The 20,773-nt window shown below is 60.0% G+C and carries 20 protein-coding genes; 15 read left to right on the top strand and 5 right to left on the bottom strand.

Annotated elements, in window-relative coordinates; translation table 11 throughout:
• Positions 1-53: 53 nt before the first annotated feature.
• A complete protein-coding gene (locus ACIQVE_RS08480; RefSeq protein ID WP_402806694.1) occupies positions 54-812 on the bottom strand; it encodes a slipin family protein in 759 nt (252 codons plus the stop codon).
• A 2-nt stretch (positions 813-814) separates the two neighbouring features.
• Positions 815-1,366: an NfeD family protein gene (locus ACIQVE_RS08475; protein ID WP_402806691.1), complete on the bottom strand. Its 552-nt coding sequence runs from the start codon at positions 1,364-1,366 to the stop codon at positions 815-817.
• A 154-nt stretch (positions 1,367-1,520) separates the two neighbouring features.
• On the opposite strand from ACIQVE_RS08475, the gene ACIQVE_RS08470 reads away from it, so the two are divergent.
• Positions 1,521-1,982, top strand: a complete 462-nt coding sequence (locus ACIQVE_RS08470) for an aminoacyl-tRNA deacylase (RefSeq protein WP_402806689.1) — start codon at positions 1,521-1,523, stop codon at positions 1,980-1,982.
• A gap of 153 nt (positions 1,983-2,135) precedes the next feature.
• A complete protein-coding gene (locus tag ACIQVE_RS08465) occupies positions 2,136-2,381 on the top strand; it encodes a DUF2789 domain-containing protein (RefSeq protein WP_402806687.1) in 246 nt (81 codons plus the stop codon).
• Between the two features lie 3 nt (positions 2,382-2,384).
• Here ACIQVE_RS08465 and ACIQVE_RS08460 read toward each other — a convergent pair whose 3' ends face one another.
• Positions 2,385-2,666 (bottom strand): type II toxin-antitoxin system RelE/ParE family toxin, encoded by a 282-nt coding sequence (locus tag ACIQVE_RS08460; protein ID WP_402806685.1) that lies wholly within the window; start codon positions 2,664-2,666, stop codon positions 2,385-2,387.
• The gene (locus tag ACIQVE_RS08455; RefSeq protein ID WP_402806682.1) at positions 2,663-2,941 is read right to left on the bottom strand and encodes a CopG family ribbon-helix-helix protein; all 279 of its coding nucleotides are present in this window, start codon (positions 2,939-2,941) and stop codon (positions 2,663-2,665) included. Before ACIQVE_RS08455 ends, ACIQVE_RS08460 begins: the two co-directional genes overlap by 4 nt.
• Before the next feature lie 202 nt (positions 2,942-3,143).
• Here ACIQVE_RS08455 and ACIQVE_RS08450 point away from each other — a divergent pair, with 202 nt between their 5' ends.
• From ACIQVE_RS08450 to ACIQVE_RS08390, 13 genes are all read left to right on the top strand, one after another.
• A complete protein-coding gene (locus ACIQVE_RS08450) occupies positions 3,144-3,572 on the top strand; it encodes a MarR family winged helix-turn-helix transcriptional regulator (protein WP_402806680.1) in 429 nt (142 codons plus the stop codon).
• Positions 3,569-5,632, top strand: a complete 2,064-nt coding sequence (locus tag ACIQVE_RS08445; protein ID WP_402806678.1) for an FUSC family protein — start codon at positions 3,569-3,571, stop codon at positions 5,630-5,632. The genes ACIQVE_RS08450 and ACIQVE_RS08445 overlap by 4 nt, the downstream gene beginning before the upstream one ends.
• The gene (locus ACIQVE_RS08440) at positions 5,629-5,838 is read left to right on the top strand and encodes a DUF1656 domain-containing protein (protein WP_007917703.1); all 210 of its coding nucleotides are present in this window, start codon (positions 5,629-5,631) and stop codon (positions 5,836-5,838) included. The genes ACIQVE_RS08445 and ACIQVE_RS08440 overlap by 4 nt, the downstream gene beginning before the upstream one ends.
• Positions 5,835-6,722 carry an efflux RND transporter periplasmic adaptor subunit gene (locus ACIQVE_RS08435; RefSeq protein ID WP_402806675.1) on the top strand — a complete coding sequence of 296 codons (888 nt, stop codon included), beginning with the start codon at positions 5,835-5,837 and terminating at the stop codon, positions 6,720-6,722. The genes ACIQVE_RS08440 and ACIQVE_RS08435 overlap by 4 nt, the downstream gene beginning before the upstream one ends.
• Positions 6,719-8,161: an efflux transporter outer membrane subunit gene (locus ACIQVE_RS08430; protein WP_402806673.1), complete on the top strand. Its 1,443-nt coding sequence runs from the start codon at positions 6,719-6,721 to the stop codon at positions 8,159-8,161. Before ACIQVE_RS08435 ends, ACIQVE_RS08430 begins: the two co-directional genes overlap by 4 nt.
• Before the next feature lie 93 nt (positions 8,162-8,254).
• Positions 8,255-8,890, top strand: coding sequence for an NADH:ubiquinone oxidoreductase subunit N (locus ACIQVE_RS08425; protein WP_402806670.1), 636 nt, complete (start codon positions 8,255-8,257; stop codon positions 8,888-8,890).
• Between the two features lie 318 nt (positions 8,891-9,208).
• Entirely contained in the window at positions 9,209-10,714 is a 1,506-nt protein-coding gene (locus ACIQVE_RS08420; protein WP_402806668.1) for a YdgA family protein, read from the top strand.
• A gap of 255 nt (positions 10,715-10,969) precedes the next feature.
• Positions 10,970-13,450: a poly-beta-1,6 N-acetyl-D-glucosamine export porin PgaA gene (gene pgaA, locus ACIQVE_RS08415; protein WP_402806666.1), complete on the top strand. Its 2,481-nt coding sequence runs from the start codon at positions 10,970-10,972 to the stop codon at positions 13,448-13,450.
• A 12-nt stretch (positions 13,451-13,462) separates the two neighbouring features.
• On the top strand, positions 13,463-15,460 hold the full coding sequence (gene pgaB / locus ACIQVE_RS08410) for a poly-beta-1,6-N-acetyl-D-glucosamine N-deacetylase PgaB (protein WP_402806663.1): 1,998 nt from the start codon (positions 13,463-13,465) through the stop codon (positions 15,458-15,460).
• Between the two features lies 1 nt (position 15,461).
• Entirely contained in the window at positions 15,462-16,817 is a 1,356-nt protein-coding gene (pgaC, locus tag ACIQVE_RS08405; protein WP_402806660.1) for a poly-beta-1,6-N-acetyl-D-glucosamine synthase, read from the top strand.
• Entirely contained in the window at positions 16,814-17,341 is a 528-nt protein-coding gene (gene pgaD / locus ACIQVE_RS08400; RefSeq protein ID WP_402806657.1) for a poly-beta-1,6-N-acetyl-D-glucosamine biosynthesis protein PgaD, read from the top strand. The genes pgaC and pgaD overlap by 4 nt, the downstream gene beginning before the upstream one ends.
• A 253-nt stretch (positions 17,342-17,594) precedes the next feature.
• The gene (locus ACIQVE_RS08395) at positions 17,595-18,155 is read left to right on the top strand and encodes a YbhB/YbcL family Raf kinase inhibitor-like protein (RefSeq protein WP_402806654.1); all 561 of its coding nucleotides are present in this window, start codon (positions 17,595-17,597) and stop codon (positions 18,153-18,155) included.
• A gap of 352 nt (positions 18,156-18,507) precedes the next feature.
• A complete protein-coding gene (locus ACIQVE_RS08390; protein WP_402806651.1) occupies positions 18,508-19,929 on the top strand; it encodes a PLP-dependent aminotransferase family protein in 1,422 nt (473 codons plus the stop codon).
• On the opposite strand, the gene panB is transcribed toward ACIQVE_RS08390, so the two are convergent.
• Positions 19,914-20,732 (bottom strand): 3-methyl-2-oxobutanoate hydroxymethyltransferase, encoded by an 819-nt coding sequence (gene panB / locus ACIQVE_RS08385; RefSeq protein WP_402806648.1) that lies wholly within the window; start codon positions 20,730-20,732, stop codon positions 19,914-19,916. The two genes, ACIQVE_RS08390 and panB, sit on opposite strands and share 16 nt — an antisense overlap.
• Between the last annotated feature and the right edge of the window lie 41 nt (positions 20,733-20,773).

Here is a 20,773-nt window from a genome sequence, read left to right as displayed (position 1 = left end):
CATCCCCTGCACGCAACCCAGCGGGAGCAAACTCCCTCGCCACAGGAATTGCGTCAGGATTTTCCCGACAAGTCCGCCATTCCCTTGAGCAACTCAATCGGTAGCGGAAAGACAATGGTCGAGCTCTTGTCGCCAGCAATCGAGGTCAAGGTCTGCATGTAGCGCAATTGCATTGCACCGGGCTGACGGCCGAGCATTTCGGCGGCCTGCATGAGTTTTTCCGAGGCTTGCAATTCGCCTTCGGCGTGGATCACCTTGGCCCGTCGCTCCCGCTCGGCCTCGGCTTGTTTGGCGATGGCGCGCACCATCGACTCATTCAGGTCGACGTGTTTGATCTCGACATTGGCGACCTTGATGCCCCAGGCGTCGGTTTGCGCGTCGAGCACTTGCTGGATGTCGATGTTCAACTGCTCGCGCTCGGCCAGCAGTTCATCCAGTTCATGTTTACCGAGCACGGCGCGCAGCGTGGTCTGCGCCAGTTGGCTGGTGGCGGAGAGGAAATCTTCGACCTGAATGATCGCCTTCTGCGGGTCGAGCACACGGAAATACAGCACCGCGTTGACCTTCACCGAAACGTTGTCGCGAGTGATCACGTCCTGCGGCGGTACGTCGAGGACCACGGTGCGCAGGTCGACCCGAACCATTTGCTGCACCACCGGAATCAGCAAGATCAGCCCGGGTCCTTTGACCTGCCAGAAACGTCCGAGCTGAAATACCACGCCGCGCTCGTATTCGCGCAGGATACGAAACGTCGACGCAGCGAGGGCAATCACCAACAAAAGCAGCGCAACAAAACCAATTTGCAGACCCATGATCACTCTCCGTGTTGAGCCGCGTTAGTCGCGGTGACTTTCAGCAATAGACCCTTGCGGCCGACCACGCGCACCGCTTGCCCGGTTTGCAGCGGTGTTGTGCTGAGCACCTGCCAATGTTCGCCTTGCAGTTGTACCCAGCCGTTATGCGCGTTTTGCGCGTGCACGGTGGTCACCGCCGTCACGCTACCGACAAGGCCGGCGTCGCCACTGACCGCGTGTCGCGGCCGGGTTTTCAAGGCGCGGATGATCAGCGCCAGCAAGAGCAGGGCGCTGAGCAGACCGAGACCGATCATCATGGGCACCGGCAAGTCGGCGTTGCCCAGAATCAGCGCGCCGATGACGAACATGATGATCCCGCCCAGGCCAATCACGCCGTAATTGGGCAGCGCGGCTTCGGCGATCAGAAAAACGATACCCAGAGTGATCAGCCACAGACCGACCGGGCTCATCGGCGGCAATGAGGTGTCGGCGGCGAAGGCCGACCCACTCAGCAGAAGTAACCAGAAAAACGCACAACATCGGCTGTTCACGCGACCCTCCGCGAGAGTCATGGGGTGGTTCTTTCAGTCTAGTTGAGCCTCGGGCTGGCTGAATGTTGATCAATGTGCGGATGTGTCCGGTGAGCAGATTTCCCGTCGCCAGCGGCCTGCCGAACTAGACTCAAAGACATGGCAACAACCCTCCAGCGCAACTCCGAGGTGCATCATGCGAATGGCCAAAAAGGTGCAAAGCAGCCTGACCCGGGCGCATTGCGAATATGACATCGTCGCCCACCGCCACTCGTCCAGCAGCCTGGAAACCGCGCGGGTTAGCGGGGTGGCTGCCGAACGGGTAGCGAAATCGGTCATCCTCGACGATCACCATGGGCACTACCTGATGGTCGTGCTACCCGCCAGCCGTCATCTGGACTTGAGCAAGGTGCGCAATTCCGGCGAATGGCAACTGACCCGCGAAAGCAATCTGGCGCACATCTTCGACGACTGCGAACGCGGCGCGGTGCCGCCGCTGGGGGATTCCTACGGCTTGGACATGGTTATCGACCCGCTGCTGACCCGGCAGAAAGACATTTATCTGGAGGCGGGCAACCACAACTACCTGCTGCACATGAGCATGCCCGAGTATCTGAAAATGGTGCCGCATGCGCAGGTGCGGGAGTTGAGTCATTAGGTTTTGTGGCGTTCGTGCAGACGCCTTCGCGAGCAAGCTCGCTCCCACAGGTGCCTCAGGTGAACATCAATCTGTGAGCACCCCCAAATCCTGTGGGAGCGAACTTGCTCGCGAAAATTCGTCCATTTACCGCATCATCCAAGGAGTTCACCAATGGAAACCCCAAACCACAGCCTTCCATCTTTGTTCAAACAGCTCGGCCTGGACAACGACCCGGTCAGCATCGATCAATTCATCGCCACCCATTCCCCACTCAAACCAGAACTGCACTTGGCGGACGCCTTCTTCTGGAGCCCAAGTCAGGCGGATTTTTTACGGGGGGAGATTCTCGATGATGCGGATTGGGCGGAGGTGGTGGATCAGTTGAATGTGTTGTTGCGTAAGGGGCGGGAGAGGTAGTCACTAGACGGGGATAGGCCAAGCCCGCGCTGTATGAACCAACGCCATTATCCAGATCACATCTCGATCGATTTGGTAGACAAGACGATAACTGGAGTGGGGAATTATTTCGCGAGTGCCAGCAATGATGCCAACCGGACCAATTTTGGGGTTTTGGGATATTCGGGAAGCCGCTTCATTGAAACGACGATCCATTTCGAGAGCCGCTTTGGGATTTTCGGCGTGAAGGTAGTCCCAGATATTTTCACGATCTTGAACAGCATTTTTAGTCCAGATAGTCTTCATCCTTGATTTTCTACCCGCCTGCGCCTGGCGGCGAATTGTGCTTCAACTTCTTCGTTGGACATGCCTTCACCGGCCGCCATTGCTGCTCGTGCCAGGTCGACCTTACGTTGCAAAAAGACTTCGTACTCTCGGGCTTCCTGTTGAGCCTGAACAAACTCACGCATCATTTCTCGCATGATCTGGGACGCGGGGCGATGAGCCGCTTCAGCCTCTGCCATAAATTGGTCGCGCAACTCTGGCTCAAGCTTCATCGTAAAAACGGCATGTTTGGACATCTTGTGTCTCCCTGAAAAACGTCTGGTACTGACGAGGTATATACATCGTAGTGATCTATATAGGTACCTCGCCACGACAACATGCGACCAGCGGAGAGATTTGTTTCAAAACTTGACTGAATTTCCCCTCCAATGCGATATTGATAGTTAGCAAACTAACAGTGTCCATTTTCCCGTGCCTAATTCCCTCGACGCTCTCCAGATGAACATCAGCAGTGCCATGGTGGTGGCTGCCAGGCATTGGCGGAAGATCTGCCAGACCACGCTGGTCAACTATGGAATCTCCGAAGCCTGCGCCGTCCCGTTGTTGATGATCGGGCGTTTGGGCGAGGGTGTGCGCCAGGTGCAAGTGGCGCAGGCGGCCGGGATGGAGAGTCCGTCGCTGGTGCGTCTGCTCGATCAGTTGTGCCATGCCGGCTACGTCTGTCGTACCGAAGACACGCAAGATCGCCGCGCCAAGTGCCTGAGCCTGACCGACACCGGTCGTGAGCTGGTGCAAGCAGTGGAAGTCGAGTTGGTACGTCTGCGTCACGAAGTGCTCGAAGGCATCGATCAGAGTGATCTGGAGGCTACGCTTCGGGTACTCAGAGCTTTTGAGGCGGCCAACCCGCCCATGGTGGTCAATTCTTGAACGGTTTTTTCTCAGGCATTCCGCCGGCCCGGGACTGGTTCTACGGGATCCGTACGTTTGCCGCGTCGATGCTCGCGCTGTACATCGCCATGCTCATGCAAATGCCGCGTCCCTATTGGGCGATGGCCACGGTGTACATCGTCTCCAGCCCGTTTCTGGGGCCGACCAGCTCCAAGGCGTTGTACCGCGCCATCGGTACTTTTCTCGGTGCGGCGGCGGCGGTGTTTTTTGTGCCGATGTTTGTCCAGAGCCCTTTTGTGCTGGTGGTGGTCATCGCCTTGTGGACGGGGATTTTGCTGTTCCTGTCCCTGCATTTGCGCACCGCCAACAGTTACGCATTGATGCTCGCCGGTTACACCCTGCCGCTGATTGCCTTGCCGGTGGTGGATAACCCGCTGGCGGTGTGGGACGTGGCGGAAGCGCGCACCGAAGAGATTTTTCTCGGCATTGCCGTCGCCGCCGTCGTTGGTGCGATGTTCTGGCCGCGTCGCCTTGCGCCGGTGTTCAACGACGCCGTGGGCAAATGGTTCGCCGACGCTTCGACCTACAGCCTGAAGTTTCTCAGCCGCGATGTGCAGCCCGAAGAAGTCACGGCCCTGCGCATGGCGATGGTCGCCAGTTTCAACAGCCTTGAGTTGATGATCGGACAGTTGCCCCACGAAGGCTCACGGCCGCAAACCGTGCGTAACACCAAGGAGCTGCGCGGGCGGATGATTCATCTGTTGCCGGTGATCGACGCCCTCGAAGATTCGCTCTACGCGCTCGAACGGCGCACCCCGGAGCTGGTGGAAAAATTCGCGCCGTTGCTGGCCGCGACGCGTGAATGGCTCGACCATAACGACGCTGATCTCGATCGCTGGCAGGCGCTGAAATATCAGCTCGAAGCCTTGCAACCAAGCGCCGAGGCGCTGGAAGACCGCAAGCAGTTGCTGTTTTCCAACGCGATTTATCGCCTCGGCGAATTCATCGATTTGTGGCAAGACTGCCGCAGCCTGCAAGACGCGATTCTCTGCGAGCGCCAGGACAGTTGGCGCGCGGTTTATCGCCACTGGCGCCTCGGTCGTCTGACGCCATTTATCGACCGTGGGCTGATGCTCTATTCGGCGGCTTCGACCATTCTGGCGATCATTGTCGCCTCGGTGTTGTGGATTCTGCTCGGTTGGCCGGACGGCGGCAGTGCGGTGATTCTGGCGGCAGTGGCGTGCAGCTTCTTCGCCTCGATGGACGATCCGGCGCCGCAGATTTACCGGTTCTTTTTCTGGACCGGCATGTCGGTGCTGTTCGCCAGCCTGTATCTGTTTTTGATTCTGCCGAACCTGCACGATTTTCCGATGCTGGTGTTGGCGTTTGCCATCCCGTTTATCTGCGTGGGCACCCTGACGGTGCAACCGCGTTTCTACCTCGGCATGCTGCTGACGCTGGTCAATACCTCGTCGTTCATCAGTATTCAGGGAGCTTACGATGCGGACTTTTTTGCCTTCGCAAACTCCAACCTGGCGGGGCCGATAGGCCTGTTGTTCGCGTTCATCTGGACGCTGGTGGCGCGTCCGTTCGGTGCCGAGTTGGCAGCAAAACGCCTGACCCGCTTCAGTTGGAAAGACATTGTCGACATGACCGAGCCGGCCAATCTTGCTGAACACCGCAAGCTGGGCGTGCAGTTGCTTGATCGTCTGATGCAGCATTTGCCGCGTCTGGCGCTGACCGGCCAGGACACCGGCATTGCCATGCGCGAAGTGCGCGTGGGCCTGAACCTGCTCGACTTGCTCGCCTACACACCGCGCGTGACCGGCGTGCCGCGCACGTTGTTGCAGCAAGTGGTGGCTGAAGTGGGCGAGTATTTCCGCGCCTGCCTCAAGGCCGGCGAACGCCTGCCGGCGCCAAGTCCTTTACTGATGACCCTGGACCGCACCCGCCGTGCGCTCAATGGTCATGGCGACGAGGAAACCCGTCTACACCTGTTGCACGCCTTGAGCGGTTTGCGTCTGGCGTTGTTGCCCGGCGTTGAATTCGTTTCCAGCGCCGAGCCCGAAGAACCGCTGCCCGATGGAGCGCCCCTATGATCGGTGATCTGGACATCAGCGGTATTTTTCTGCCGACCTTGCTGGTGTTGATGGGCATCACTTATGTGCTGTTTCTGCTGGTGCATGCCGTGCTCACGCGCGTGCACTTTTACCGTCTGGTCTGGCACCGGGCATTGTTCAACGTGGCGCTCTACGCCGTGCTTTTGTACGGCGTGGACTCACTCAGTCGATACCTGATGACATGAAAAAACCGTTTTTGACCATCGGTCGCGTGGTCCTGACCCTGCTGATCGTGACTTTTGCCGTTGTCCTCGTCTGGCGCATGGTGATGTATTACATGTTCGCGCCATGGACCCGCGACGGGCACATTCGCGCCGACATCATCCAGATTGCTCCGGACGTTTCCGGGCTGATCCAGCAGGTCGAGGTGAAGGACAACCAGCTGATCAAACGTGGCCAGGTGCTGTTCAGCATCGACCAGGACCGCTTCAAACTGGCCCTGCGTCAGGCTAAAGCCGCGGTCGCGGATCGCGAAGAGACCCTGGCGCAAGCGCAGCGTGAAGCCAAGCGTAACCGTGGTCTGGGCAATCTGGTCCCGGCCGAGCAACTGGAAGCGAGCCAGTCGCGCGTGGCCCGTGCGCAATCGGCGCTGGCCGAAGCGCTGGTGACCGTGGACAGCGCTCAGCTCAACCTTGATCGCTCGGTGATCCGCAGCCCGGTGGATGGCTACGTCAACGACCGTGCGCCGCGTCCTCAGGAATTCGTCACCGCCGGGCGCCCGGTGCTGTCGCTGGTCGACAGCAACTCCTTCCACATCGACGGCTATTTCGAAGAGACCAAGCTCGACGGCATTCATGTCGGCCAGTCGGTGGATATCCGTGTGATTGGCGACAGCGCACGGCTGCGCGGACACGTCGAAAGCATCGTCGCCGGCATCGAAGATCGCGACCGCAGCAGCGGTAGCAACCTGTTGCCCAACGTCAACCCTGCATTCAGTTGGGTGCGGCTGGCGCAGCGGATTCCGGTGCGCATAGCGTTTGATGAGGTGCCGGCAGACTTCCGCATGATTGCCGGGCGGACTGCCACGGTGTCGATCATCGATGACAAGAAGCAGGAGCCGGAGCAATGAACAAGGCCCTGATGATCGCCGGGTTGGGCGTCATGCTCTCGGCCTGTCAGATGGTCGGGCCGGATTACCAGGTTCCCAATGACGCGGCCGTCCAGCGCAAGGATTTTCAGGGCGAGCTGGCAGTGGCCGGCAAACCGGTGGTGTCGGCGCCGGTACCGGCAGATTGGTGGCGCCTTTACAAGGATCCACGTCTGGATCAACTGGTACAGCAGGCTATGGCCTCCAATACAGATCTGCGGGTGGCGGCGGCGAACCTGTCGCGGGCCCGTGCGCAGGTCGATGAGGCTGAAGCGGCGGGTGGCTGGAGCGCCGGCGTAAAAATGGGCGCGCAGCGTCTGCAGGAATCCGGTCAGGCGTTCTTGCTGCCGGAAAAAGTCCCGGTCGACAACGTCGGCGATATCGGTATCAGCGCTTCTTATCAGTTCGATCTGTGGGGCACGTTGCAACGCGGCATCGAAGGCGCGAAGGCCAACGCCGATGCGACCCAGGCGGCAGCTGATACCGCGCGGATCACGTTGGTGGCTGACGTGGTTCGCGCCTATACCCAGGTTTGTGCGGCGAATGAGGAGCGGGAAATCGCAGAGCATTCTCTCGATCTGCAAGCGCAAAGCACCACGCTGACCCAGCGCTTGCGCGATGCCGGGCGCGGCGACGAAACCCAGGTCACCCGCTCGCAAACCCAATTCAAATCCCTGCGCGCTGATCTGCCGCGTTACGAAGCGGCGCGTCAGGCTGGACTGTTTCGTCTGTCGATGCTGCTGGCCAACCCCGTTGATCAATTGCCGACGGGCACCGCGACCTGCGCCGAGCTACCGAAAATCGCGCAATTGGTGCCGGTCGGTGATGGCGCCGCGTTGCTCAAGCGTCGTCCCGATATACGTCAGGCCGAACGTCGGTTGGCTGCTTCGACCGCGGGGATCGGTGTCGCCACTGGCGAGTTGTACCCGGACATCAGCATCGGCGCGACGATCGGCACCGTGGGCCTTATCGACGACTTGGGCGATCCATCGACCAACCGTTGGGGCTTCGGTCCGTCGCTGAGCTGGAAGGTACCGACCAACGGCGCCCGCGCGCGAATCCGCGAGGCCGAAGCGACCACGCAAGGCGCGCTGGCGCATTTCGATGGCGTGGTGCTCAACGCCATTCGCGAAACCCAGACGGGTCTGGCTCAGTACACTGCTTTGTTGCAGCGCCGTGACGCACTGGCCGATGCCGAGCAGTCGGCGAAACTGGCCGCAGACCAGACGCACCGTTTCTTCCAGGCCGGTCGCGAGTCGTTCCTCGCCGATCTGCAAGCGACCCGCACCTACACCGATGTCACCGCGCAACTGGCCGCTGCCAACACTCAAGTTGCCATGAGCCAGATCGATTTGTTCCTCGCCTTGGGCGGCGGTTGGGAAAGCGGACGAACGCAAGCCTCAAGCCCGAGCAAACCCTGACGCCGTAGCTATGCTTTGAAGTGTTGAAAGGGCGCCCCGTGCAAAGCGCCCCTTCAGCGCACATTGCTAGCGCTGGTCTAGGGGAAACCAATAATGAAAAACCCTTACGCTCTCGGCTTCTGGTGCTCGTTGGTAGCGCTGGTGCTGCTCTCGGCCACCTATTTCTACGGCATCATGCTGGCCCACCAGATCGACACGGCCATGATTTTCCTCGACAGCGCCGTGGCGCTGATCGCGGTGATGGCAATCGTCGTGGTGGCCTGGGTGTCTTTGCAGGTTCAGCGGGTCAAAAAAAGACAGCTCGAACAAGGCAAGACCCTGGTGCTGATCTGGGACACCAAAGTCGCCCTGCGCCGGGTCGAAACCGTGTTCGACCGGTATTTCTGGGGCAGCTACTGGCAGCCCGGGCGCACCTTCGCCGAAGTCATGGGCGAACTCACCGGCACGCCGCTGGAAAAAAGCCTCGAAGCGCTGAAGAAGCAATGCCTGGAACTCGACAAGCAGTTTGACGACGAGGGCTGGCATTGGCTGAACAATGCACGCGAACTGTCCGATGTCGCCACGGCTATGGCCCGCGAGCGCTATCAACTGGATTACTGCGACCCGCGTGCCGATGGGCCGGGCGGGGCGGTCATTGATCGGGACTTTGAAGTGCTGGTTTATACCTGGACTGCGCGGCTGAAGAGCTTTGATCATCAGTTGGATGAAATCGAGGTTCAGTATTCCTGATCTCCTTTGAATCAACGGGCCTCATCGCTGGCAAGCCAGCTCCCACAGGTTTTTGTGGTGTTCACAAGTTTTGTGATCACCCAAGACTCTGTGGGAGCTGGCTTGCCAGCGATGGCGTCTGCAAAAACAGCGAAACTCTTCCAGCCTGTCGACTGTCCACACTCCCCATAGACACTCTTTCACCTTTAAACATTGGGCCGTCTCACGCAGCCAGTGCTAATCTCCACCGCTAAATTCAAGCAAAGTCGAGCCGCAACCCGGTCACGGGTTCAGGGAAGACGACCACACTTTCAGCCACGGAAATCGATCAGGTCATTCATGAATAAATCAGCAGGCGTGCTACTCGGAATTATTGTTGCCATCGGCGCGATCAGCGCAGGCGGGGCCTGGTACACCGGGACCAAGATCGAAGGCGTATTGAACAACGCTGTCACCAACGCCAACAAAGAGCTGCAAACCGCGTTGGCCGGCTCCAACGGCACCGCGTCGCTGGAACTGGTGTCGCTGGAGCGCCACACCTTCACCAGCACCGCGCACTACCGCCTGAAAGGCGAAGGCGAGTTGTTTGGCGATGCGCCGGTCGAGTTGCTGTTTGTCGACCATATCGAGCACGGCCCGCTGCCGTTCTCGCGTCTGGTGTCGCTGAAATGGCTGCCGGTCATGGCCACCAGCAATTACGAACTGGAAAAGAATCCGGCCACCGAAAAATGGTTCGCCGCGACCAAGGGCGCCGCGCCGCTCAAAGGCGTGACCAACATCGGCTACGACGAATCCACCACCAGCACCCTCGACCTGCTGCCGCTGGAAACCGCACTGGATGCGCAATCGAGCCTGAAATTCTCCGGCCTGACCATGAATATCTCCGCCAGCGCCCAGGCGCAAAAGGTCAAGGCTGATGGCTACATGGACAGCCTGAAGCTGGTTACCGTGGCTGAAGACCAGGCGCCCGTGCAGATTGAACTCAACGGTCTGACCCTGGCCAGTAACCTCGCCAAGAGCAGCTTCGGCTACTACACCGGCGCCAACACCCTGGAACTGACCAACAGCAAAACCACCTTCGGTACCAAGCAATCGGTGCTCGGCGTGAAGGGCTTCGAGATGAAGAACCTCACCGAAGAAAGCGGCAGCACTGCATCCGGGCGCGCCGATTACAAGGTTGGCGAAGTTAGCCTCAACGACAAGAAAATCGGTTCGGCCAACCTGGCATTCAGCCTGAAGAACCTCGACATTCCGTCGACGATGTCGCTGATGCAGATCTACCAGACCAAATTGCAGCCGTACGAAAAAGCCGCTGCCGAAGCTGCAGCAGCAGGCCTGCCGGCGCCGGAACTGAACCTGACCGAAGCTGAATCGGCTCAAGTCAAAGCCGATCTGCAAAAGCTGCTGGCAGCGGGTCCGCAAGTGGCGCTGGAAAACCTTTCGTTCAAAACAGCCAACGGTGAGAGCCGAGCCAATCTGGTAATCGATCTGACCAAGCCACAGTCGATGGATCTGCCACCGGATCAACTGGGCAAGCAGTTGATCGCGTTGCTCGACCTGAATATTCAGGTGTCCAAGCCAATGCTGGTCGATCTGCTCAGCGTGCAGGCGCAACTCGATGGTCAGACTGACGCCAAAGCCATCGTCGATCAGTCCAAAGAAGCTGCTGATATGTTCGCAGGTATGGCGGTCGGCTCGCAGTTGGCAATCGTCGACGGTACCAACGTCGTGACCAAGCTGCATTACGCCGCCAATCAGGTGGAATTCAACGGCCAGAAAATGACCGTCGAGCAGTTTGTCGCCTTCCTGATGGACAAGTTCGCGGGCGTCACGCAAGTGCAGTAATACTGCGCCCTTAATAGCAACGCCCGGCCTCTGTCATGCACAGACGCCGGGCGTTTTGCTGTCTGGCGTTCGGGTTTTCGGCGTTCCGGGTGGGCCACTCCAGCGAATCTGAACAATTATTGTGTTCCGGATTCTGAGCCACGCTTGCATGCAAAACTGCCTGACTAAGCTTGGCTGGGCTTTTTTGGCCCGGCTCCGTTACGAATGGGCAAGGAGGGCAATGCGACCCGGCTGGCCATGTAAGGATGCTGACGAATGCCGCGTATTGATGTTCCCGTATTGCATCGTGGTTTACGCCCTTTGTTGCGCGTTGCGCTGTGCAGCCAATTACTTTGGCCGGCACTCGCGTTTGCCGATACACCCTATGATCAGATGGTGCGCGACGCGCGTGCCGGGCAAACCACGCCTGCGCTGACGGTGCTGCGTCAGGTGCCGCCAGGTCAGGCGACCACCGGCCAGATCAGCGATCACCTGCAAATTGCCAGTTGGGCCGGGCTCGACGCCGAAGTGGTGCAGGTCTATGAAACCCAGGGCCGCGACCGCGTGCTGCCGATTCAGGCGCTGACGGCCACCGCTCGCGCCTATCGCAACCTCAAGCGTTGGGATCAGGCGACGCAGGTCTACAACAAGGCCTTGGCGCTGGAGCCGGATAACGCCGACCTGCAACTGGGCCTGGCCCTGACTCAGGCTGATGCCGGTAAACCCGATCAAGCGGTCACCCGCGCCAAAGCGCTGGTAGCGGCCAAACCCGATGATCCTTCGCGTCGTTTGGCACTGGGCTACGCCCTGAGCCGTGCCGGCAAGCAATATGACGCGCTGTTCGAATACGATCAGGCCTTCTTGCGTGCTGGCAACAATCCGGAAGTCGCCCGCGAATACTTGGTCGCGCTGCAAAAGGCGCGTCTGCCGGAACCGGCGCTGCGCCTGGCCCATCAGCGTCCGGGGCTGATCGATCCGGTCACCCTGCGCCGTCTCGAAGGGGATCTGGCTGCCGAGCGCGTGCGCCTCGCTGAGCTGGCGACCCGCAGTGAAAAAGAACGCTACGTGATTGCCGATCGTGCCTTAGGCGATTACGACAAACTCCTCGCCACCTGGACGCCCGACGCCATCGCCAAAGACGACGTGACCCGCTGGCGCATCGACCGCATGGGCGCGCTCAAGGCCCGGGCGCGCACCGCCGACATCATCAGCGAATACCAGAAGCTGCAAGCCGAAGGCGTGAAGATTCCAACCTACGCGCAGCGTTGGGTGGCGGCAGCCTATCTGGATCAGCGTGAGCCAGAGATGGCCTCTGATCTGTATCGCCAAGTGCTCTCGGCGCCAGACGCCGATGTCGGTGATCGTCTGGAGGACACCACTGCGCTGTACTACTCACTGCTGGAAAGTGACCGCGCCGACGAAGCGCGCAAAGTCGCCGAAGATCTGGCCAAGTCCCAGCGCCCGCGCGTCGAACTCAAGGGCTTGCCAATAGGCAATCCGAACGATGAGTGGATGGACGCCCAGCAACTCGCAGCGCAAGCCGGCACCTACGGTGCCGATTTGCCCCATGGCGAACAGCGTTTGCAGACCCTGGTCGATCAGGCGCCGGGCAACACCGGTTTGCGTCTGGCTCAGGCCGATCTGTATCAAGCCCGACAATGGCCGCGTCGTGCGGAAGTCCAGCTCAAGGACACCGAGAGCATGGTGCCGCGCGACATGGGCCTGGAAGTTGCTCAGGCTCGCACCGCCATGCAGTTGCAGGAATGGCGGCAGATGGATGCGCTGACCGACGACGTGGTGGCGCGTTATCCGGACAACCGTCAGGTGCAGCGTCTGGCCCGTGAGCGCGAGGTTCACGACATGTCCGAACTGCGCGTCGAAGCCTATGGCGGCAAGGCCAATGGCGGTAGCGGCGGCGATGGCGGCGCGGTCAGTGGCAGTCGCGATTTCGGTATCCAGAGCACCGTATACAGCCCGCCGATCGATGAAGACTGGCGCGTGTTCGCCGGCGCCGGTTATGCCACCGGCGACTTCGCCGAAGGCACCGGCCACCATCGTTTCCAGCGCGTCGGCCTGGAGCGTCGCACCCGCGACATGACCCTCGAAGCCGAAATCTCCAATCACGATTATGGCTTCGGCGACAAACAGGGCGCGCGCCTGGCGATCGCCCGCGACATCAATGACCACTGGCAGTACGGCGGCAGCCTTGAATATCTGTCAGCGGAGACGCCGTTGCGCGCGCTCAACAGCGACATCAAGGCTAACGGCGGCAGCGGGTTCATTCGCTGGCGCGCCAACGAAAGTCGCGAGTGGCGGCTGTCGGTGAGCCCGTCGCACTTCAGTGATGGCAACAACCGCGTCGAAGCGTTGCTCACCGGTCGCGAGGGCGTTTACAGCGCGCCGAACGTGCAGGTCGATGCCGGTCTGGAAGTCGCTACCAGCCACAACTCCAAATCCGATGATGTGCCGTACTTCAACCCCAAATCCGACTTCAGCGTGATGCCGCTGATCAACGTCAATCATGTGCTTTATCACCGCTACGAAACCTCCTGGAGCCAGCAGTTTCAGGCCGGCGCGGGTACGTACAGCCAGCGTGATCACGGCACCGGCGGCATGGCGTTGCTCGGCTACGGCCAGCGTTATGCCTGGAACGACGTGTTCGAGGTGGGCGGTTTGTTCAGTGTGATCAACCGGCCTTACGACGGTGATCGGGAGACCGATCTGCGTCTGCTCGTCGACCTCACTTTCCGCTTCTAGAAGAGTTTGAAGATGCCTTTGACTTCGCGTTTCATCCTTCTGCTGGGAGCGCTGCTGATCAGCGCTTGCGCCCAGCAAGCCCCGGCCTTCACGCCGCCGTCCGAGCGTCCGGTGGCGGCCAGTGAAAAACCGTGGCCGAAAAATCACGTACTGGGCATCGCTTATCACGATGTCGAAGATCGTGATCCCGATCAGGCCGTGGTGGCGGTGCGCACCGAGCGCATGATCGAACAGCTCGCATGGCTGCGGGAGAACAACTACAAACCGGTCACGGTCGACCAGATCATGGCCGCACGCAAGGGCGGACCTGAGTTGCCGCCGAAAGCGATCCTGCTCAGTTTCGACGACGGTTATTCAAGCTTCTACACCCGCGTGCTGCCGGTGTTGCGCGCCTATAACTGGCACGCGTTGCTGGCGCCGGTCGGCACCTGGCTCGACACGCCGCTGAACCAACCGGTGGATTTTGCCGGAACGCCGCGCGCGCGCTCCGACTTCCTGACCTGGGAGCAGGTACGCGAGATCTCCAAGTCCGGGCTGGTGGAAATCGCCGCCCACACCGACGCCAACCACAAAGGCATCCTCGCCAACCCGCAAGGCAACCTGCAGCCTGCTGCCGCGACTCGACGCTACGATCCGCTGACCAAACGCTATGAGTCCGAGGCCGATTTCCGTGCGCGGATTCGTACCGACGTAAGCAACATCTCGGAAAAAATCCGCAAGGCCACCGGTTACAAACCGCGGATCTGGGTCTGGCCGTACGGCGTGGCGGACGGCACTTCGCTGACCGTGGTAGGCGAGGAGGGCTACGAAATGGCCCTGACCCTCGACGACGGTCTCGACACCCTCGACAACCTGATGAGTAGCCCGCGCTTCCTCGTCGCCTCCGATCCTGACGGCACGCGTTTCGCCAACAGCATTGTCTCGGCGCAATCGGATTTCGTCATGCGCGTGGTGCATGTGGATCTGGACAACGTCTACGACCCGGACCCGGCGCAGCAGGACATCAACCTCGGCAAACTGGTGCAGCGTATGGCCGACATGGGCGCTAATACCGTGTTCCTGCAAGCCTTCGCCGATCCCAAGGGTGACGGTCTGGTGCACTCGCTGTACTTTCCCAACCGCCACTTGCCGGTGCGTGCGGATATTTTCGACCGGGTCGCCTGGCAACTGCGCACACGTGCCAACGTGAAAGTCTTCGCCTGGATGCCGGTGCTGAGTTTTGGTCTCGATTCGAAATTGCCGCGCGTCATGCGCTGGGACCCGGAAACCGGCACCACCTCGGTCGCTCCTGATCAGTACAAACGGCTGTCGCCGTTCGATCCGGAAGTACGGCGGATCATCGGCGAAATCTACGAAGACGTGGCGCGCCTGACCTCGGTCGACGGCATCCTTTACCACGACGATGCCGTGTTCTCGGACTTCGAAGACGCCGGCCCGCAAGCACTGAAAGTCTACGCCGCAAACGGCTTGCCGGGTTCGATCGCGGCACTGCGTGATGATCCGGCTGCGATGCAGCGCTGGACGCGTTTCAAGAGTCGTTACCTGATCGATTTCACCAACGAGCTCACCGCCAAAGTCCGCGCCATTCGCGGCCCGCAGGTGCAGACCGCGCGCAACATTTTCGCCGAGCCGATGCTCAATCCACACAGTGAAGAATGGTACGCACAGAACCTCGATGACTTCCTCGCGACCTACGACTGGACGGCGCCAATGGCCATGCCGCTCATGGAAAAGCAGACTCAGGAACAGTCTGGGCCATGGCTGGAAAAACTGGTGCAAACCGTCAGCAAACGCCCCGGCGCGTTGAACCGCACGGTGTTCGAATTGCAGGCCCGGGACTGGACGAAAAAGGAACAGGCCGACATCGAAGGCGCGCATCTGGCGGACTGGATGGGTCGCCTCAAGCGTCAGGGTGCGACCAGTTTCGGCTACTACCCGGACAACTTCCTCGACAACCTGCCGGACCTGAAAACCGTAAGGCCTGCACTCTCCAACAAATGGAACCCATGACATGCTGGATAGACTGTTAGCCCTGCTTGTTCTGGCGCTCGTCCTCGGCGTGCCGCTGGGGCTGATCTTCCTGGTCACCGGGCAGTTCCTGATGGACTTCGTGTTTTTCTACCCGTTGTTCATGTCTGGCTTGTGGATTGCCGGTGGCCTGTATTTCTGGCTGCACTGGGAGCGGCACTGGCCTTGGAAGGACGACACGCTGCCGCCGCCGCTGGAAGGCGAGCCGCTGATCTCGATCCTGATCCCTTGCTACAACGAAGGTGACAACGCCGCCGACACTATCCATGCGGCATTGGCCCAGCATTACCCGAACATCGAAGTCATCGCGATCAACGACGGCTCCAAGGACAACACCGCGCAAGTGCTCGATGCGCTGGCCAAGGAAGACCCACGGCTGCGGGTCCTGCACCTGGCGGAAAATCAGGGTAAGGCTGTGGCCCTGCGTATGGGCGCGATTGCTGCGCGCAGTGAGTATCTGGTGTGCATCGACGGCGATGCGCTGCTGGCACCTAACACGGCGGCCTATCTGGTGGCGCCGATGCTCGACAACGCACGCCTTGGCGCGGTGACCGGCAACCCACGGATTCGTACGCGTTCGACGCTGGTCGGGCGGGTGCAGGTCGGCGAGTTCTCATCGATCATCGGGCTGATCAAACGCACTCAACGGGTGTTCGGGCGGATCTTCACCGTGTCCGGCGTAATCGTCGCGTTCCGCCGCTCGGCACTGCACCGGGTTGGCTACTGGAGCCCGGACATGATCACTGAAGACATCGACATCAGTTGGAAGCTGCAACTTGATCACTGGAGCATCTTCTACGAGCCCCGCGCACTGTGCTGGATTCTGATGCCGGAGACCCTCGGTGGCCTGTGGAAACAGCGGTTGCGCTGGGCACAGGGCGGCGCCGAAGTGCTGTTCAAGAACATTCGCGGCATTTGGCAGTACCGCCATCGTTACCTGTGGCCGCTGCTGTTTGAATACTGTCTGTCGACCGGTTGGGCGTTTACCTTCCTGCTATCGGTGATTTTCTGGGGCGTCGGCAAATTTGTGGTCATGCCTGAAGCCATTGCAGTGGATCACCTGATGCCGCCGGCGTTTACCGGGTTGCTGCTGGCATTCGTGTGTCTGGTGCAGTTTGCGGTCAGCATCATCATTGATCGCCGCTATGAACCGGGACTGGGCCGGACGATGTTTTGGGTGATCTGGTACCCGTTGGTGTTCTGGTTGATCAGTCTGCTGACCACGCTGGTCAGTTTCCCCAAGGTGCTGTTCGGCCAGCATCAGAAACGTGCACGTTGGGTCAGTCCTGACCGGGGCATCAAACCGATCGGGGACGACGAAGAGGAGGTTATCAAATGAAAATCATCCGGACCCGCCAGCGGCCAATCCTGGTCGTGATCGACGTGATCCTCACGGTGGTGGCCTGGGTCGGCCTGCTGTTTCTGCTGATCCGCGGGCTATGGCCGCTGATCGAAACCCACGCCGGCGCGCCGAGCATCGACAGCTCGGCGTTCGATGCGCTGGGCACTTTGCAGATTTACCTGTGGATCGCCTTGGTCAACGCCGTGATCCTGATTGCCTGGGCGCGTTATCAACAGCGCAAAAGCAGGAGCTTCGCCCAGCGTCGTTTACCGTCACCGGTAATCGACGACGAAGGGCTGAGCAAAAGCTTCAAGCTCTGCGACGAGCGCCTGCAAAAACTGCGCACGCCCGGGGTGATGACCATCCACAACGATCAGGAAGGCGACATCAGCCATGTGGTGACACATTTCTGGCCAGTGACACACGCGCAATTGCCATCGCCACTGGCACCGCTGGAGCATCCGCGGGTGATCTTCCTGCACGCCGAGGATGACGACAATCGCGAGCCGCTTCACCGTTGAACGGCTGAATGGCTTTGATCATTTCCACGCAGAGCGTGGGAACGATCAAGGCCGCAGCCTTCAGCAGCTACTAAACGGGATAGTGGTCAATCGCGAATCTGTTTCCACGCTTGAGCAATGGATAGCGCCTGCTTTATACGTTCAGCCCGTATGCCGCAGTGCGAGGTTCATCCAATTGCTACTGCCAAGGCATGAACGGTGCAGCTATAGTTTGCAAGCCGACGACGGCCCAACTGCACAAGGTGCTCCCGGAATGACCCGATTGACCTCTCTCAACCCTTGGCTGGCGGCGATTGCCGTCGCCCTTTGCGTGCAGTTTCCGGCGCAGGCCCAGGAGCGCTTCACCCTCAGCATCCCGGGTGTGTCCGATAACCGTCTGTTCACTTCAGCCGCCGCGAGCGACGCTTCCGGTTGCGGCGGCAAGAACCAGTCGCCAGCGCTGAGCTGGAATGCCGGCCCCGCCGGAACTCAGAGCTACGCAATCGTCATGCACGACCCGGACGGCCAGAAAGGTCTTGGCGTCGATCACTGGATTCACTACGGCATCAAGTCGACGACTCATCAGATTGCTGCGGGTGTCGGCGCCAAATCCGCTTTCGAAGGCGTCGGTGGTACCAACAGCAAAGGCAACACTCATTACATGGGGCCGTGCCCACCGGTCGGTGACAGCGCGCACCATTACATCATCCAGATATACGCACTGGATCTGGCCCCGGACGCTTTGCCAGCCGGTTTGACTCGCGCTGAGTTGATGGAAAAAATCAAAGGCCATGTGCTGCGCAACAGCAGTGCGGTGCGGCGTTACCATCGCTGAATGCGGCTCGGCATCCGCGCGTTCTGTCCGGGATGCGCGGTTACCCTTGGCATCGGCCGATGAAAGCGAGCACTATCGGCGCTGTTCCTGACGATCGACGCCGGGCAGGACGCTTACCCTATGGATGACACGCGTGATTCATCCAGCGGGAAACTTGCGGAACAACCCGCAGGTCCCAGATAACGACTTCACCCCTTCGCAACGTCCATTGCTGATGATGTTTTAAACCTGCGGGCATCCGTTCGATGCCCGAGCGTTGGCATGGATGGCCGAGTGCAAGTGTTTCCCCCGTGGTCCCGACCGCGCGTGGCAAGCGCAGTACCTAACGCACCAGGATTTAAAGCGATTGAGCATGAACCCAAATAAAGATTCGACATTTGCCTATCAGGCCGTTTACCGCTATCTCGTCGAACTGATCGAAGCCGCGAGCCCTGAGGGAGAGCAGAAGCTGCCGTCGTTGCGACAATTGGCGCAGCGCTTGAATGTGTCAGTGTCCACGACCAAATACGCCTATTCCTTGCTAGAAGACCAAGGGCGTATCTACGCTCGGCCGAAGCTTGGCTACTACACCCGCGCCATGCCATCGGCGTTGCTCAACGAAGGCTCGCCGAACCTGCTCGACAACGTGTTCTCCAACGCCCGGCAACCGGGAATGCTGGCGCTGAGCAGTGATGCCCCAGCCATGCTGCTGTCGCTGGAAAACCCGTTGTTGATGACCGAACGCGAACTGACACGCCAATACCCGCGCTCGCATGCGCCGCTGTATCAACCGTTTGGCGAAACCGAATTGCGCAGTGTTCTGGCCGATCGTTACACCCGTTCGACGCGCTGCTACTGGCGTGCCGAACACGTTTACATCGGTTCCGATTTGCGCAGCGTGCTTGAGTTGTCCCTTGAGGCGTTGAAGTTGACCGGCACTGTGGCGCTGGTGGAGTCGCCGTGTTCGTGGGCGATTCTGCGGCAACTGCACGCGGCGAAAATCCGCGTCATCGAGGTGCCGCTGGGTGACGATGGCCGCTTTGATTTGCTCAAAGTCCAGGCGTTGTTGCAGCGAGAACCCATCAGTCTTGCGGTGTTGTCCTCCACCGTGAATATCCCCCACGGTAGTCTGATGCCTGCCGAAGACAAGCAAGTGATCTGCCGTTGGCTGGCGGAGCGGCGCATCTGGCTGTTCGAAAATGACTGCTATGGCGAATTCAGCTTCGTCCCTACAGCCGCGCGCTACCGTGACTTTGCCGACCCGGAACGGCTGCTGGTGTTTTCCACGTTCGACAAGATCATCGGTTCGGAGGCGCCCTACGGCTTTGTGCTCAGCCGCTTTCAAGGGCCCGAGCTGCATCGACTGTTTCTGGAGCGTGCCTTTCGTTTGTCGCCGATTCGGCAAAAAGCGATTGCCAAGCTCTACACCACTCGGCGCATCGATCAACACACGCAGATGCTGCGCAGCATGCTCATCGACCGCATGCAGCGCATGAAGGCCATGCTGCACGAACACACGGAGGGTCAGTTACGCATCGTCGCCCCGCAGGGCGGCGCAGCGTTCTGGATCGAGGCCACGCGCCCGGTGAACATGCGACGGGTATTCGAGCGCTTGTTGGCCAAGCGCATCGTGATTGCTCCCGGCGAAATCTTCAGCCAGCAGGGGGCGTGGCAGCATCATTTGCGGCTGAGCTACACCATCGATTGGAGCAAGGACATCACCCACGCGCTGAAAATGCTGACTCAGGCCATTCAGGATGAAGGTTCGATGGCTGGCGCTCAGTTGATGCCATAGCAATGCCGCAGTTCGGGGAATGTGCCGGCGCGCACTTCGTCGGCGAACGCCTCACACGCCTGGCGGATCTGCGCGCCAACATCGGTGTATTGCTTGACGAAGCGCGGTACGTGATCACCGCCCAGCCCTAGCATGTCCTCGGTCACCAACACCTGACCATCGCACGCCGGTGAAGCACCGATGCCGATGGTCGGCACGGGTGAAAAATCGCTGATCCGGCGCGCCACGCCTTCGGCCACGCCTTCGAGCAACAGACTGAAAGCACCGGCTTCAAGGTGTGCGCGCGCATCGGCTTCGAGGGTCAAGGCGCCTGCCTCGTTCATGCCTTGGGCCTTGAAGCCACCCATGGTGTTTACGTATTGCGGCATCAGGCCGAGATGCGCCATCACCGGGATGCCGCGTTTGACCAGAAACTCCACGGTTTCGGCGAACACCGCGCCACCTTCGAGCTTGACCGCATCGCAACCGGTGCGCGCCATTACTTGCGCGCAGTTTCGGTAGGCCTGCTGCGGCGATTCCTGATAACTGCCAAACGGCATGTCGGCGATCACGCAGGCCAGCTGGGTACTGCTGACCACGGCGCGGGTGAAAACGATGGTTTCCTCCAGGCTCATGTCGAGCGTTGAGCTGCGGCCAAGTCCGACCATGTTGGTTGAATCACCCACCAGGATGAAGTCGACAACAGGGTCCATCAATCTGGCCATCCAGCTCGTATATGCAGTCAGGGAGACAATTTTCTGTTGCCCCTTCATCGCGACCAATTGAGGAACGGTGAGTCGTTTGGTTCGGGTATGCAGGCTCATGGCTCTCTTCCTTGTTAAGCCCCGTGGTCGGGGGCGTCAGT

Source organism: Pseudomonas sp. NPDC098747 (assembly GCF_044760045.1).
Taxonomy (GTDB): domain Bacteria; phylum Pseudomonadota; class Gammaproteobacteria; order Pseudomonadales; family Pseudomonadaceae; genus Aquipseudomonas.
Note: the sequence above shows the minus strand (reverse complement) of the source record. Positions and strands in the feature narration are given on the sequence as shown.